This window comes from Bosea sp. Tri-49 (genome assembly GCF_003952665.1).
In the GTDB taxonomy this organism is placed as follows: domain Bacteria; phylum Pseudomonadota; class Alphaproteobacteria; order Rhizobiales; family Beijerinckiaceae; genus Allobosea.
Window position 1 is genome coordinate 4,792,976 of sequence record NZ_CP017946.1, and the last position, 15,193, is coordinate 4,808,168.

The window sequence follows — 15,193 nt, forward strand, 5'->3', positions numbered from 1 at the left end:
AAGAGCCTTTCGATGACGCCGCCGACACGATTGCAGCAGGAGATCGCCGAGCGGATTCTTCGCATGGTCCGCGAGGATGGGCTCGAAGCGGGCGCCTGGCTCAACGAGAACAGCGCGGCGCGGCGCCTCAACGTCTCGCGCACGCCAGTGCGGGCCGCGATAGATCATCTCGCCCGGCAGGGGCTGGTGCGCCGGCATCCGAACAAGGGCGTCGAGCTGCTCAGCGCGCCCGAAGCGTCTGCCGACCCCGGCGCGAGCACCGATGCGACCGAGTTTACCATGGTCAAGGTGGCGCAGGACCGCCATGGCGGGCGCCTGCCCGACGAGATCTCCGAGCTCGAACTGATGCGGCGCTATGAGCTCGGCCGGCCAGAGGTGCAGCGCCTGATGGCGCGGCTCGCCGATCTCGACATGGTCGAGCGCAAGCGCGGCTATGGCTGGCGTTTCCTGCATGAGGCGCGCGATCAGTCGGCCCATGACGAGCGCTACCGCTTCCGCCTGCTCATCGAGCCGATGGTCTTCCTCGAGCCCGGCTTTTCGCTCGACCAAGACTGGATCGACGAGATGCGGGCCCGGCACGAGCTGACCTTGTCGCTGCCCTGGAAGGAAAGCTCGGCGATCGGCTTCTACGAGATGAACGCCGATTTCCACGAGGGACTGGCGGCGGCCTCGGGCAACCGCTTCATCCACTCCGCCATACGCCGGCAGAACCAGATGCGCCGGCTCTCCAACTATGACTGGACCTATGGCTATGAGCGCGTCGTGGTGAACAGTCGCGAGCACTTGCAGATGCTCGCGACGATTGAGGCCGGCGACTATCAGCTCGCCAGCGCCCTGATGCGCAGCCATCTCCAGCGCGCGATGCAGCTGCGCCGGCCGGATGGGCTTGACTGAGATTGCTCGGCAATCCCACTATTGTCTTTTGAGATTAAGAAAGACATCATGTGGCGATCTAGAGCGAGGACCCGCCGATGACTGCGCATGCATTTACCGCCGAAAGCCGCCGTGACAACGCTCCCGACGCGTTCTGGATGCCGTTCACGCCGATGCGCGCCTTCCGCCAGGCGCCACTCTTGTTCGAGCGGGCCGAGGGCATGCACTACATCACGCCGGACGGGCGGCGCGTGCTCGACGGTATGGCCGGGCTCTGGTGCGTCAATGCCGGGCATGGTCAGACCAGGATCACCGAAGCGATCCGCGAGGCCGCCGGCCGGCTCGACTTCGTCTCCTCCTTCAAGATGAGCCACCCGGGCGCGCAGAATTATGCGGCGCGGCTTTGCGACTTCGCGCCTGAGGGCATCGACCATGTCTTCTTCGTCAATTCCGGCTCGGAAGCGGTCGACACTGCGCTGAAGATCGCGCGCGCCTATCATCAGGCTCGCGGCCAAGCCGGGCGCACGAAGTTGATCGGCCGGGCCAAGGGCTATCACGGCATGGGCTGGGGCGGGCTCTCGGTGTCCGGCATCGGCCGGCACAAGGCCGCCTTCGGGCCGCTCTTGCCCGATGTTGCGCATCTGCCGCTGCCTTACGATCGCGCCAGCATGGCGTTCTCGCGCGGGCGGCCGGACGGCGGTCTCGCTGCGGCCGAGGCACTGGAGAGCTTGCTGCAGATCCACGATCCCGCGACGGTTGCAGCCGTGATCGTCGAGCCGGTTACGGGCTCGGGCGGGGTCTATCCGCCGCCGCTCGGTTATCTCGAACGCTTGCGCGCGATCTGCGACCGGCACGGCATCCTCCTGATCTTCGACGAGGTCATCACCGGCTTTGGCCGGCTGGGCAGCCCTTTCGCGGCACAGGCCTATGGCGTCAGCCCCGACCTGATGAGCTGCGCCAAGGGCATGACCAATGGCGCGGTGCCGATGGGCGGCGTGCTCGTTGCCGGCCACGTCTACGAGGCTTTCATGGCCGGCCCGCCCGAGGCGATCGAACTGCTGCACGGCTACACCTATTCGGCCCACCCGCTCGCCTGCGCCGCCGGTCTCGCGACGCTCGACGTCTTCGCCGAGCAGGACATCTTGGGGCAAGTCGCCAAGGTGCTGCCGCTCTGGGAGGAGCGGGCGCACCGGCTGAAGGGCTCGGCCCATGTCGTCGACATCCGCACCGCCGGCCTGCTCTGTGCGATCGACCTCGCGCCGCGCCCGGGCGCCGATGGCGCAAGGGGCGGGGAGGCCAACACGCTCTGCCTCGACGCCGGCGTGCTGATCCGCAATGCCGGCGACACGCTGGTGCTGTCGCCGCCGCTGCTGATCGCGCCTGCCGAGATCGAGGAGATCTTCGCCGCGATCGAGCAGGCGCTGGGGCAGATCGACTAGATCAACTGGAAGCGGTCAGCGAGAAGCCCTCGTCGATCCAGCCGGTGACGCCGCCGATCAGCAGCTTGACCGGCAGGCCGAGGCGCGAGAGCCGGACCGCGGCGCGGTTGGCGCCGTTGCAATGCGGGCCGGCGCAATAGACCACGAAGGTCTTGCCCTCCGGCTGCTCGGCCATTCTGGACGCGGTCATCTTGCCATGCGGGATGTTGATCGCGCCGTCGATATGGCCCTCTGCGTAGAGCGCGGGCGAGCGCACGTCGACGAGGACGAAGTCGCGGTCATTCGCCTTCAGCGCCTCATGAGTATCCCAGCAATCGGTCTCGAAGGACAGCATCGCCTCGAAATGGGCGCGGGCGATGTGCGAGGGAGCGGCGGGGATTTCGGTGACTGCAGTGGCCATGGCGATCCTCTTGGGCTTGCGATGGCGACAGGGGTAGCGGCCGGCGGTGATTTGCGGCAGTAGCGGAAATGACAATGTCTGGCAGGTTTCCGCCAAATGCATGTTGACGCTGGAATGGACCGTCTCGCTACGCCGCACGAGGTTGTCGCTATCGCCTATGACGGTTTGTGCACCTTCGAGTTCGGCATCGTCGTCGAGGCCTTCGCCTTGCCGCGGCCGGAGTTCGACTTTCCCTGGTACCGCTTCCGCGTCGCCGCTGCCGAGCGGCCGATCCGCGCCATGGGCGGCTTCTCGCTGCAGGTCGATGCCGGCCTGGAGATCCTTAGCGAAGCCCAGACCATCGTCATCCCCGGCTGGCGCAATCGCGACGAGCCGCCGTCGTCTGCGCTGGTCGAGGCGCTGCAAGCGGCGCACCGGCGTGGGGCACGTCTGCTCTCGATCTGCTCCGGTGCCTTCGTGCTGGCGGCGGCCGGCCTGCTCGACGGGCGGCGGGCAACGACCCATTGGCGGCACGCGCCGCATCTCGCCTCCGCCTGCCCGGGCGCGACGCTGGTCGATGATGTGCTCTATGTCGAGGATGAAGGCGTCGTCACCTCAGCCGGCAGCAGTGCCGGCATCGACGCCTGCCTGCACCTGATTCGGGCCGATCATGGCGCGAGGATCGCCAATATCGTCGCACGCCGGCTGGTGATGCCGCCGCATCGCGATGGCGGTCAGGCGCAATATGTCGAGGCGCCGATCCAGGCGAGGCCCGGCCGCTCGATCGCCGCGGTGCTCGACTGGGCGCGCGAGCGCGTGGCAGAGCCCTTGGAGATCGGCGCGATGGCGCGTCATGCCGGCCTCAGCGAGCGCACCTTCCTGCGCCGTTTCCGTGATGGCACCGGCGTGACGCCGCTGAAATGGCTCAGGCGCGAGCGCATCGGCCGAGCGATGAAGCTGCTCGAGGAGAGCGATATGGTGCTCGCCGATATCGGCGCCGCCTGCGGCTTCGCCTCGCCGGAGAGCTTCCGCAAGGCCTTCTTCGAGATCGCCCGGACGTCGCCGGCAGCCTACCGCAACCGCTTCAGGCGGTAGGCTGCCTTCAGGCCCACTCGCCCTTGCGGAAAACCGCAACGCGGCTGCCGTCGGGCTTGATGCCGTCGATGTCGACCTCGCCGGAGCCGATCATCCAGTCGATATGGATCAGGCTGCGGTTGCCGCCCTGCGCCGCGATCTGCTCGGGTGTCAGCTTGGTGCCGTCGATGAAGCACTTCGAATAGCACTGGCCGAGCGCGATGTGGCAGGAGGCGTTCTCGTCGAAGAGCGTGTTGTAGAACAGGATGCCGCTCTGCGAGATCGGCGAGGAGTGCGGCACCAGCGCGACTTCGCCGAGCCGGCGCGCTCCCTCGTCGGTGTCGAGCACCTTGTTCAGCACCTCTTCGCCGCGGCTCGCCTTGGCCTCGACGATCGCCCCAGCCTCGAAGCGAACCTGGATGTTGTCGATCAGCGTGCCCTGATAGGAGAGCGGCTTGGTCGAGGAGACATGGCCCTCGACACGGCGGGCATGCGGGGTGGTGAAGACCTCCTCGGTCGGGATGTTGGCGTTGCAGGTGATGCCGTTCTTGGCAGTCGAGGCGCCGCCTTCCCAATCATGCCCGTCGGCGAGGCCGATGGTGAGGTTCGTGCCTGGCCCGGTGAAACGCAGCGCAGAAAAGCGCTGGCCGTTCAGCCATTTGGTCCGCTGCGCCAAAGCGGCGTTGTGCTGCGCCCAGGCCGCGATCGGATCGTCGCGATCGACGCGCGATGCGGCGAAGATCGCCTCGGCGAGCCGGGCGACCGCTACCTCCTCGGCATCGCCCGGGAAGACTTGGCTCGCCCAGGCCGCGCCGGGATAGGAAACGATGTTCCAGTTGATGTCGAAATTGGCGATCTTCTCCAGCGCCGGCTGGTAGGCAATCGAGTTCGCCTTGTTGGCGCGCGCCACCTTGGCCGGGTCCTGCTCGGCGAGCAGCATCGGATTGTCGCCGACGATGGCGAGGCGGGCGGTGTTGGCCGAAAAAGCCTTGCCGACGCCCTCATAGAGCCAGGACGGAGCGCGGTCGAAGCTGGCATCCTGGCCGAAGCGATAGCGCGCCAGCGTCAGCGCCTCGTCAGAGAGGATGGGCGTGACGAGGCCAGCGCCGGCCTTGTAGGCCTGCTCGGCGATGCGCCGGACCAGCGGCAGCGCCGCGACCGGGGCGGTCAGGAACAGGTCCTGGCCCGGCTGCAGGTTGAGGCCGACCTTGATCGCGACCTCGGCCAACCGATCGAGCTTGTTGGCGTCGATGCCGGAGACGTGCTTGTTCATGGGGCCTCGTCGAACTGATTTTACGAGGCCGCATTGCTGGCGGAAATCCTGTCCGGGTCAACCGCTCCTGAGCAGACGACGCATTCGCTCAGCGCCGGGCGGGCCGGGTACGTCGCGCCCTGGAGCGATCGCCGCGCCAATCGGCGACCGACATGGTCGGCAGGTCGAAATAGTCGCGCGTTGTGGCGTAGCCATGCCCCCCCATGCGGCCGATCGCGTCGAGCGCGACCGGGTCGACATAGTGCTTCACCTTATCGACCGTGTCGGCGCGGAAATGGGCGTAGACGACTTCGCCCAGGATGATCTCGCGCGAATTGCCGATGCCGAGCGTGGTGTGGTGGCGACACTCGAAGGCGGCCGGCGCCTCGCCGATCCAGGGGCAGGGCACCTTGACGCCGGGCATGGCGGTAAGGCCGGCCTCGGCGAGCTCGTCCGTGCCGGGCTCGAATGGCACGGCGCACGCGTTCATGCCATCGAGCAGCGCGTCGGAGACGATGTTGACGGTGAAGGCGAGGCTCTCGCGGACATTGCGGCCAGTGTCCTTTTGCCCGCCGGTCTGGCGGTACTCGATGCCGAGCGCCAGGATCGCCGGATCGGCCGAAAGGCAGTTGAAGAAGGAGAACGGCGCTGCGTTGACGATGCCGTTGGCATCGATCGTCGTCACCAGCGCGATCGGGCGCGGCACCACCGCGCCGATCAGGAGCTTGTAGCGCTCGCGCGGGGTCAACGCAGCGAAGTCGAAGGTGACGATCTCGGCGGCGGCCGGCCGGTCCTGCGTCAGCGTCTGGGTCACGATGGGGTCAATCCTTCACTCAAGGCATAGGGCGCGAGCACGTCGCGGATATCGCGCTCAGCGCGGGGCGCGAGCAGAGCGCGTGTGACGACGGACTGCAGGTGGTGGTCCATCAGCGCGGCGGCGCGGGCAGCGTCACCAGCGCGCAGCGCCTCGATCAATTGGCGATGCTCGGAGACGGCGCATTCGGAGGAGTGCGGCCGGCCGTAGATGGCGAGGATCAGCGAGCAGCGTGACGATGCTTCCTGGACATAGCGCAGGAGCAGGGCGTTGCCGGTCATCTCGGCGAGCTTGATATGGAATTCGCCGGAAAGACGGATCGATTCAGGCCCATCCTGCCCGTGCGCCTTTTCCTCGAGCCGGACATGAGCCTCGAGCTCGGTGGCCTGCGCCGCGGTCAGCCGCCCCGCCAGGTTCTCGGCGACGAGCCGTTCCAGCCCGCGGCGGACATCGAAGACGTCGCGCGCCTCCTCGAGCGTCGGATAGGCGACATTGGCGCCACGATTGGGCTTGAGCTCGACCAGCCCTTCGACGGCGAGCCGCCCGAAGGCCTCGCGCACAAGGGTCCGGCTGACGCCGAGCTGCTCGCCGATCGAATCCTCGGGGAGCTTCATGCCCGGCTTCAGCGCCTGCTCGATGATGGCGCGCCGCAACGCCTTGTAGACCGCTTGCGCGCGCGGCACCGGCCCGCGTGTCTCGGTCTCCTTGCCATTGGTCATCGGCATCTTCGCTCGGGATGGACGGGTCGGGCGCGGCATCGGCTGAGTTTCGGCTTGTCTTCAATAATCGCATACAATACGGTGCTTGTATCGTATGCAAGTTTGCTCAATGATCGCACACGAGATGGCGCGGAAAGCGCCACGATGATCACAGAGGCGGCAACTGAACGGTATTCCCCGGCGCGCGAAGCGGGCCGGCGGCAAGCAAAAAAGGGGAGTGTTCGATGAAGAAGGCCTGGTTGCTGGCGGCCGTCGCCGCTTTCGCATTGAACGGCGCGGTCGAGGCGAAGACGCTGAAATGGGGCTCGGCGCGCGAGATCGCCTCGCTCGATCCCTACTCCTTCGGCGAGACCTTCACGCTCTCGGTCCTGAACCATGTCTATGAGGGGCTGGTGCGCTATACCGGCGATCTCAAGATCGAGCCGGCTTTGGCGGAATCCTGGGAGACTGTGACGCCGACGACCTGGCGCTTCAAGCTGCGCCAAGGTGTCAAGTTCCACAACGGCAATCCGTTCACGGCCGACGACGTCATCGCCTCGCTCCAGCGCGTCACCCACGACACCTCGCCGCTCAAGGGCAACCTTCCCGCCTATAAGAGCTCAAAGAAGATCGACGACTACACCGTCGAAATCGAGGTCAACGGTCCCTATCCGTTGCTGCTCAACGACCTCACCAACATCTTCGTCTTCGACAAGGAGTGGATGGAGGCGAACAACTCGCTGCTCCCCACCGATTCCGGCAAGGGCGTGAAGGGCTACGCCACCGACAATGCCAACGGCACCGGTCCGTTCAAGGTCGAGAGCCGGCGCGCCGACTCCAAGACGATCTTCGCCAAGAATCCAAGCTGGTGGGACAAGCCGCAGCACAACATCGATGTGATCGAGTTCATCCCGATCACCTCGTCCTCGACCCGCGTCGCGGCGATGCTCTCCGGCGAGATCGACTTCACCAATGTCGCGCCGCTGCAGGACCTGCCGCGCCTCACGGCCTCGAGCGAGGTCAAGGTGCTGCAGACCAACGAACTTCGCTCGGTCTTCTTCGCCTTCAACCTGACCGACAAGCTGGTCGAGAGCGACGTCAAAGACAAGAACCCCTTCAAGGACATCAAGGTGCGCGAGGCGCTCTATCGCGCCATCGACATCGACGCGGTGCAGAAGCGGGCGATGCGCGGCCTCTCGCGCAACACCGGTGCGCTCGTCGCGCCGGCGATCCCCGGCTACGAGCCGTCGCAGGACCAGCGCCTGCCTTTCGACCTCAACGGCGCCAAGAAGCTGCTCGCCGATGCCGGCTATCCGAACGGCTTCTCCTTTGTGATGAACTGCCAGAGCGACTCGCTCGTCAACGAAGAGGAATTCTGCCAGGCGGTCGCGGCGATGTGGTCGCGCGCTGGCCTGAAGCCGAACCTCAGCCTCGCGCCGCGCAGCCAGCAGGCGCCGAAGCGGGTGAAGGGCGATTTCGACCTGATCTCCTTCGGCTGGGCCAATGAGCCGATGATCGACGCCTATTCGCTGCTGGTGCAGGTGCTGCGCTCGAAGAGCGGCACGGGCGGCGTCTTCAACTGGGGCAATTGGGGCGACTCGCGCATCGATGCGCTGACCGACAAGGCCGGTGTCGAGCTCGATACGCCAAAGCGCATCGAGATGATGAAGGAGGCGCTGAAGATCGCCAAGGCCGAGCACCTCTTCATCCCGCTGCACCAGCAGCCGATGGCCTGGGCGATGCGCAACACCATGGCCTCGACGGTCCAGGCTTCGGACAACAAGCCGCGCCTGTGGCTGACCATGATGAAGTGATCTGCCTGTCATTCCGGGGCGTGCCGCAGGCGCGAACCCGGAACCCACGACCGGGCGAGCGGCCGCGATCGCCGCTCTGACTCATCTCACCCAGTCATGGGTTCCGGGTTCTTCGCTGCGCGAAGCCCCGGAATGACGTCAAGACCTTCGGCAGCGGAGTTTCCCCAATGCCCGCCTTCCTGTTCAAGCGCTTCGTCAACGCCGCCGGCGTCATGCTGGCGGTGGCGTTCCTCGCCTTCCTGACCTTCCGCTTCGTCGGCGACCCCGTCGAACTGATGCTGAACGAGCAGGCGAGCCAGCAGCAGCGCGACGAACTGCGTACCAGGCTCGGGCTCGACAAGGGCTTCGTCCTGCAGTTCGCGACCTTCGTCGGCAATGCCGTGCGCGGCGATTTCGGCATCTCCTATCGCAATCAGCAGGAGGTGTTCACGCTGATCGCCGAGCGCTTCCCGGCGACCTTCGAGCTGGTGTTGGTCGCGACCTTCCTGTCGCTGGCGGTCGGCATACCCCTTGGCGTCTACACCGCGATCAAACGAGACAGTCTCCTCGCCAAGGCGCTGCAATTCATCTCGGTGCTCGGCGTCTCTCTGCCGAGCTTCGCGCTCGGCATCCTGTTCATCCTGGTGTTCTCGGTGAACCTGCAATGGCTGCCGGCCTTCGGCCGCGGTGAGGTCGTCCAGATCGGCTGGTGGAGCACCGGCTTCCTGACGGCGTCGGGCCGCAAGGCGCTGATCCTGCCCGGCATCACGCTCTCGCTGTTCCAGATCACGCTGGTGATGCGGCTGGTGCGCGCCGAGATGCTGGAGACGATGCGGACCGATTTCATTCGCTTCGCCAGGGCGCGTGGCCTGCCGTCGCGCGCCGTGCATTTCCGCCACGCGCTGCGCAACTGCCTGATGCCGGTGATCACGGTGACCGGGCTGCAGATCGGCAATCTGATCGCCTTCGCGCTGGTGACCGAGACGGTGTTCCAGTGGCCGGGCATGGGCATGCTCTTCGTCCAGGCCGTCACCTTCGTCGACATCCCGGTGATGGCGGCTTACCTGATCGTCGTCTCCTTCATCTTCGTCTCGCTCAACACGCTGGTCGACCTGACCTATGCCTGGGTCGATCCGCGCCTGCGCGAGGACGCGCTCTCGGGAGGCGCCAATGCCCGCTGAAGCCGCCGCCAAGCCCGGGCGCCTGCGCCGCTTTCTCGACAGCGACATCGGCTGGAGTTTCCGGCGCACACCGGCCGCCTGGCTCTCGGCGCTGGTGCTGTCGGTCCTGATCCTGACCGCGCTGCTCTGCCCGCTGATCGCCCCGCAGAACCCGCACGACCTCGCGCAGATTTTCATCGACAAGGCCGAGATCCCGCCGATCTGGTCGCCGGACGGCGAATGGCCCTTCCTGCTCGGCACAGACCCGCAGGGGCGCGACGTCTTCTCCGCCATCCTCTACGGCACGCGGGTGTCGCTGATCATCGGTTTCTCGGCCGTCATGGTCTCGATGTTGATCGGCGTCTCGATCGGCCTGGTCTCCGGCTTCTATGGCGGGCGGATCGATAACCTCCTGATGCGGCTCGGCGACACCGTGCTGTCGATCCCGACGCTGCTGATGGCGATCCTGGTTTCGGCGATCTTCCGCGAACTGCTGCCGCCGGCGCTGCGCGATCCTTTTGCCGCGGCGGTGCTCGTTGTCTCGATCGCGCTGACCAGCTGGGTGCAGTATGCCCGCACCGTGCGGGCATCGACCATGGTCGAGCGGCGCAAGGAATACGTGCTGGCGGCGCGGATCATCAAGGTGCCGGCCGGGCGGATCATGCGTCGGCACATCCTGCCGAACACGCTGACCCCGGTGATGGTCGCAGCGACGCTCAATCTCGGCCTCGCCATCCTCTCGGAAGCGACGCTGTCCTTCCTCGGCGTTGGCATGCCGATCACCCAGCCCTCGCTCGGCACGCTGATCCGGATCGGCAACCAGTATCTGTTCTCCGGCTCCTGGTGGCTCGTCGTCTTCCCCTCGCTGCAGCTCGGCCTGATCGTGCTCTCGGTCAACCTGCTCGGCGACTGGCTTCGCGACGCGCTGAACCCGAAGCTGCGCTGACGACAAGAAGCCAAAACGAGGATCCGCCTGCGATGACCGCTTCCCTGCTGCTCCGCAATGTCCGCCCCTATGCCGGCAAGGCCGTCGATCTCCTGATCGAGAACGGCAAGATCACGCAGGTTGGCGCGAACCTCGCCGCGCCCGCCGGCGTCGCGGTCGAGGACGGCAAGAGCGATATCGTCATCCCCGGCCTGGTCGAGGCCCATACCCATCTCGACAAGAGCCTGCTCGGCCTGCCCTGGTACACCAACGAAGTCGGCCCGAAGCTGCTCGACAAGATCGACAATGAGCGGATGAACAAGAAGCGGCTCGACATCGATCCCGCTCGCCAGTCCGCCCGCCAGAGCATCCTCTCCTCGCTCAAGGGCACGACCCATATCCGCAGCCATGTCGATGTCGATACCGAGCATGGCATGTGGGGCGTCGAGGGCGTGATGAAGACGCGCGATGCGTATCGCGACATCGTCGACATCGAGCTCGTCGCCTTCCCGCAATCGGGGCTGCTGCGCCGGCCGGGCACGCTCGAATTGATGGACGAGGCGATGAAGGCCGGCTGCGAGATCGTCGGCGGGCTCGACCCCTGCACGATCGACCGCGATCCGAAGGGCCATCTCGACGCCGTGTTCGAGCTCTGCCAGCGCTATGGCAAGCCGCTCGACATCCACCTGCACGAGCCCGGCGAGGTCGGCGCCTTCTCGCTCGACATGATCATCGAGCGTACCCGCGCGCTCGGCATGAAAGGCAAGGTCACGGTCAGCCACGCCTTCTGCCTGGGCACGCCCGACCCGGCCCTGATCGACCCGCTGATCGATCAGTTCGCCGAACTCGACATCGCGATCATGACGACCGCACCGGCGAGCCGTCCCGCTCCTCCGGTGAAGAAGTTGCTGCAGGCGGGTGTGCGCGTCTGCTCCGGCTCCGACGGCATCCGCGACACCTGGAGCCCCTATGGCAATGCCGACATGCTGGAGCGGGCCATGTTCGTCGGCCTGCGCAACAACTTCCGCCGCGACGACGAGGTCAGGTTGGCGCTCGACGTCTGCACGACCGAAGGCGCCAAGGTGATGGAGATCGAGGGCTACGGGCTCGATGTCGGCTGCGTCGCCGACCTCGTCCTGCTGCCGACCGAGTCGATCGCCGAAGCCGTCGCGACCCGTCCGGCCCAGCGTCGCGTGATCAAGCGCGGCAAGGTCGTCGCCCGCGACGGCGTCTCGATCAGGACCGCGCCGTGACCCTGCAAGCCAAGAAGCGGCCGGAGGGCCGCATCCTGCTGACCGCGCGCTGGGTCGTCGGCCACAAGGACGGCCGCCATCGCCTCTATGAGAACGGTGAGGTCGTGTTCGAGAACGGCGAGATCGTCTTCGTCGGCCACGGCTTCCCGCGCGAGGTCGCCCGGCGTATCGATTACGGCCATGCTCTGATCGGGCCGGGCTTCATCGATTGCGATGCGCTCTCGGATCTCGACACCACCATCCTCGGCTATGACAACCAGCCGGCCTGGAAGAAGGGTCGCGTCTGGCCGCGCAGCTATCTCGAGGCCGGCCCTTACGAGATGTATTCGCGCGAGGAGCTGGCCTTCCAGAAGCGCTATGCCTTCTCCCAGCTGATCCGCAACGGCATCACCACGGCGCTGCCGATCGCTTCGCTGTTCTACCGCGCCTGGGGCGAGACGGTGCAGGAGTTCGAAGACGCGGCGGAAGCGGCCGCCGATCTCGGCCTGCGCGCCTATCTCGGCCCGGCCTATCGCGCCGGCAACCAGCTGGTCGAGGCGGACGGGCGCATCGTCACCCATTACGACGAGCCCCGCGGCCTCGCCGAGCTCGACGCCGCCATCGATTTCGCTGGGCGTCATGAAGGCGCGGCCGGCGGGCTGATCCGGGCGATGTTCGCGCCCGACCGTATCGAGACCTCGACGGCCGAGCTGCTGCGCCGCACCGCCGCCGCGGCGCGCGAACTCGATAGTCCTGTCCGGCTCCACTGCTGCCAGTCGAAGATCGAATATGATCTCGTCCTCGCCCAGCACGGCATGAGCTCGCCGGAATGGCTGGAGAGCCTCGGCTTCCTCGACGAGCGCTGCCTGCTGCCGCATGGCACGGTCGTCTCCGGCAGCCGCCTGGTCGACCGCCCTGGCCGCGACCTCGAAATCATCCGCGATTCCGGTGCGAGCATCGTCCATTGCCCGCTGGTCTCGGGCCGGCATGGCGGCACCATCAACCATTTCGGCAGCTACCGCGCCATGGGCCTCAACATCGCCATGGGGACCGATACCGCCCCGCCGGACATGGTGACGAACCTGCAGGTCGGCATGATCCTCGCCCGCACCATGGCCGGCAATGTCGGCGCCGTACGTTCCGAGGATTATTACGACGCCGCTACCATCGGTGGCGCGAACGCGCTGCAGCGGCCCGATCTCGGCCGTCTCCAGCCCGGCTCCCGCGCCGACATCACCGTCTTCGACTTTGACCGGCCGCATAGCGGGCAGGTGATCGATCCCATCCAGACGATGATGCTGACCGGCCATGGTCGCGACTTCGTGGCGGTGGTGATCGACGGCCGCTTCGTCATGGAGAACCGGGCCATTCCCGGCCAGGACGAAGCCGCCGACAACATCCGCGCCCAGAAGCAGTTCGAAGGCGTGATGGCGCGCTATCCGGAGCGCACCCTGGGGCACCCGCCGATGAGCGAGATCTTCTCGTCCAGCTACGCGATCGAACGCCAGGAGGACGCCGCGTGAACGCCCAGCCAGCGCTGCTCTCGGTTCGCGACCTGCGCATCGTCTTCGACGGGCGGCGTGGCCCGCTGACGGCGCTCGACGGCGTCTCTTTCGAGATCGCACCGGGCGAAATCCTCGGAGTGGTCGGCGAGTCCGGCGCCGGTAAGTCATTGACCGGAACGGCGGTGATCGGCCTGCTCGATCCGCCGGGACGCCTGGCTGGCGGCGAGATCAGGCTGTCGGGCCAGCGCATCGACAACCTGCCGGCCGAGGCGATGCGCAAGCTGCGCGGCCGCCGGATCGGCGCGATCTTCCAGGATCCGCTGACCTCGCTGCACCCGCTGCTGACCGTCGGCGAACAACTGGTCGAGACCATCACCACGCATCTGCCGGTCGGCAAGGCGGAAGCGCGCAAGCGGGCGCTCGATCTGCTCAAGGAGGTCGGCATTCCCGCGGCCGAGACGCGGATCGACCATTACCCGCACCAGTTCTCCGGGGGCATGCGCCAGCGCGTCGTCATTGCGCTCGCGCTCTGCGCCGAGCCGACGCTGATCATCGCCGACGAGCCGACGACGGCGCTCGATGTCTCCATCCAGGCGCAGATCACCACCTTGCTGAAGCGGCTCTGCCGCGAGCATGGCACCGCGATCATGCTGGTGACCCATGACATGGGCGTGATCGCCGAGACCGCCGACCGCGTCGCCGTGATGTATGCCGGGCGCGTCGTCGAGATCGGTCCGGTCGAGGAGGTGACGCGTCGGCCACGCCATCCTTACACCGCCGGCTTGATGGCCTCGATCCCGAGCGTGCATCGCCGCAATGCGCAGCTCAACCAGATCGACGGCTCGATGCCGCGGCTGAATGCCATTCCCGCCGGCTGCGCCTTCAACCCGCGCTGCGGCTTCGCCACGGATCTCTGCCGCGAGACCAAGCCCGGCCTGCCGATCTCTGGCCATGCCGCCGCCTGCCATTTCCCGCTGCGGGAGATGGCCCATGGTTGAGGCGAACACCATCCTCGAAGTCTCCGCCGCCTCCTGCCGCTTCGACGTCTCGGCACCGGCCTTGTCGCGGCTGTTTTCGCATGAGCCACGCCGCGTGCTACGCGCTGTCGAGAACGTCTCGTTCAGCGTCCAGCGCGGCACCACCTTCAGCATCGTCGGCGAGTCCGGCTGCGGGAAGTCGACGCTGGCGCGCATGGTCGTCGGGCTGCAGAGGCCGACGCAGGGCATGCTGGATTTCAAGGACATCAAGCGCGCCGACGGCTCGGTCGGGCCGCCGCGCGTGCAGATGATCTTCCAGGACCCCTATGCCTCGCTCAATCCGCGCTGGCGCGTCGGCGATATCATCGCCGAGCCGATCCGCGAACTGAAGCTGCGCAAGGACGAGAGCGAGACGGCGACCCGCGTCGGCGACCTGCTGGAGATCGTCGGCCTGTCGCGAGCGGATGCGAGTCGCTTCCCGCATGAGTTCTCCGGTGGCCAGCGCCAGCGCATCTCGATCGCTCGGGCGCTGGCGACCGAGGCGGACTTCCTGGTCTGCGACGAGCCGACCTCGGCGCTCGACGTCTCCGTGCAGGCGCAGATCCTCAATTTGATGGTCCGGCTGCAGAAGGAGTTCGGGCTGACCTATCTCTTCATCAGCCATAATCTCTCGGTGGTCCGGCACATGTCGGACCATCTCGCGATCATGTATCTCGGCCGCTTCGTCGAGAGCGGGCCGGCGGAAGAGGTCTTCGCCCGGCCGCGCCATCCCTATACGCGGCTCCTGCTCGACACGATCCCCGACGTTGAAAAGCCGAACCGCGAGCGCCGGCCGATGTCGGGCGAGGTGCCGAGCCCGATCGCGCCGCCGCCGGGCTGCGCCTTCCATCCGCGCTGCGTGCAGGCGGTCGAGCGCTGCCGTGTCGAGGCACCGGCGCTGCGCCGCGAAGGCGCGCTCGAAATCGCCTGTCACCTCGCTTGAACGACTTTCGTCCGATCACGGAACTGCGCCGTCATTCCGGGGCGCCGCGAAGTGGTGAGCCCGGAACCCATGAACACGACGCTGGTCCAG

Annotated in this window: 14 protein-coding genes; 10 read left to right on the forward strand and 4 right to left on the reverse strand. The window is 66.7% G+C overall.

The features are described 5' to 3' along the window. The first annotated feature begins 12 nt into the window (after window positions 1-12). Both BLM15_RS23185 and aptA read left to right on the forward strand, forming a co-directional pair. Window positions 13-894 carry an FCD domain-containing protein gene (locus BLM15_RS23185; protein ID WP_126114974.1) on the forward strand — a complete coding sequence of 294 codons (882 nt, stop codon included), beginning with the start codon at window positions 13-15 and terminating at the stop codon, window positions 892-894. 77 nt (window positions 895-971) lie between these two features. Beyond that, window positions 972-2,312 (forward strand): omega-aminotransferase AptA, encoded by a 1,341-nt coding sequence (gene aptA, locus BLM15_RS23190; protein ID WP_126114975.1) that lies wholly within the window; start codon window positions 972-974, stop codon window positions 2,310-2,312. Between the two features lies 1 nt (window position 2,313). On the opposite strand, the gene BLM15_RS23195 is transcribed toward aptA, so the two are convergent. Further along, window positions 2,314-2,712, reverse strand: coding sequence for a rhodanese-like domain-containing protein (locus BLM15_RS23195; RefSeq protein ID WP_126114976.1), 399 nt, complete (start codon window positions 2,710-2,712; stop codon window positions 2,314-2,316). 114 nt (window positions 2,713-2,826) lie between these two features. On the opposite strand from BLM15_RS23195, the gene ftrA reads away from it, so the two are divergent. Continuing rightward, window positions 2,827-3,786: a transcriptional regulator FtrA gene (gene ftrA / locus BLM15_RS23200; RefSeq protein ID WP_126114977.1), complete on the forward strand. Its 960-nt coding sequence runs from the start codon at window positions 2,827-2,829 to the stop codon at window positions 3,784-3,786. Between the two features lie 7 nt (window positions 3,787-3,793). Here ftrA and BLM15_RS23205 read toward each other — a convergent pair whose 3' ends face one another. The 3 genes from BLM15_RS23205 to BLM15_RS23215 all read right to left on the reverse strand — a co-directional run bounded on the left by BLM15_RS23205 (window position 3,794) and on the right by BLM15_RS23215 (window position 6,550). Further along, window positions 3,794-5,038 carry an aminopeptidase gene (locus BLM15_RS23205; RefSeq protein ID WP_126114978.1) on the reverse strand — a complete coding sequence of 415 codons (1,245 nt, stop codon included), beginning with the start codon at window positions 5,036-5,038 and terminating at the stop codon, window positions 3,794-3,796. A gap of 88 nt (window positions 5,039-5,126) precedes the next feature. Beyond that, complete coding sequence (locus BLM15_RS23210; RefSeq protein WP_236846388.1) at window positions 5,127-5,831, reverse strand: flavin reductase family protein; 705 nt, start codon at window positions 5,829-5,831, stop codon at window positions 5,127-5,129. After that, on the reverse strand, window positions 5,828-6,550 hold the full coding sequence (locus BLM15_RS23215; RefSeq protein ID WP_126114979.1) for a GntR family transcriptional regulator: 723 nt from the start codon (window positions 6,548-6,550) through the stop codon (window positions 5,828-5,830). Before BLM15_RS23215 ends, BLM15_RS23210 begins: the two co-directional genes overlap by 4 nt. A gap of 224 nt (window positions 6,551-6,774) precedes the next feature. Here BLM15_RS23215 and BLM15_RS23220 point away from each other — a divergent pair, with 224 nt between their 5' ends. The 7 genes from BLM15_RS23220 (at window position 6,775) to BLM15_RS23250 (ending at window position 15,103) form a co-directional block, all read left to right on the forward strand. Next, window positions 6,775-8,343: an ABC transporter substrate-binding protein gene (locus BLM15_RS23220; RefSeq protein ID WP_126114980.1), complete on the forward strand. Its 1,569-nt coding sequence runs from the start codon at window positions 6,775-6,777 to the stop codon at window positions 8,341-8,343. Between the two features lie 167 nt (window positions 8,344-8,510). After that, window positions 8,511-9,503, forward strand: a complete 993-nt coding sequence (locus tag BLM15_RS23225) for an ABC transporter permease (RefSeq protein ID WP_126114981.1) — start codon at window positions 8,511-8,513, stop codon at window positions 9,501-9,503. Beyond that, window positions 9,493-10,428 carry an ABC transporter permease gene (locus BLM15_RS23230; RefSeq protein WP_126114982.1) on the forward strand — a complete coding sequence of 312 codons (936 nt, stop codon included), beginning with the start codon at window positions 9,493-9,495 and terminating at the stop codon, window positions 10,426-10,428. Before BLM15_RS23225 ends, BLM15_RS23230 begins: the two co-directional genes overlap by 11 nt. A 32-nt stretch (window positions 10,429-10,460) precedes the next feature. After that, entirely contained in the window at window positions 10,461-11,660 is a 1,200-nt protein-coding gene (locus tag BLM15_RS23235) for an amidohydrolase family protein (RefSeq protein WP_126114983.1), read from the forward strand. Continuing rightward, window positions 11,657-13,162, forward strand: coding sequence for an amidohydrolase family protein (locus BLM15_RS23240; protein WP_206438557.1), 1,506 nt, complete (start codon window positions 11,657-11,659; stop codon window positions 13,160-13,162). Before BLM15_RS23235 ends, BLM15_RS23240 begins: the two co-directional genes overlap by 4 nt. After that, entirely contained in the window at window positions 13,159-14,142 is a 984-nt protein-coding gene (locus BLM15_RS23245) for an ABC transporter ATP-binding protein (protein WP_126114984.1), read from the forward strand. Before BLM15_RS23240 ends, BLM15_RS23245 begins: the two co-directional genes overlap by 4 nt. After that, window positions 14,135-15,103 (forward strand): ABC transporter ATP-binding protein, encoded by a 969-nt coding sequence (locus BLM15_RS23250; protein WP_126114985.1) that lies wholly within the window; start codon window positions 14,135-14,137, stop codon window positions 15,101-15,103. Before BLM15_RS23245 ends, BLM15_RS23250 begins: the two co-directional genes overlap by 8 nt. Window positions 15,104-15,193 lie beyond the last annotated feature (90 nt).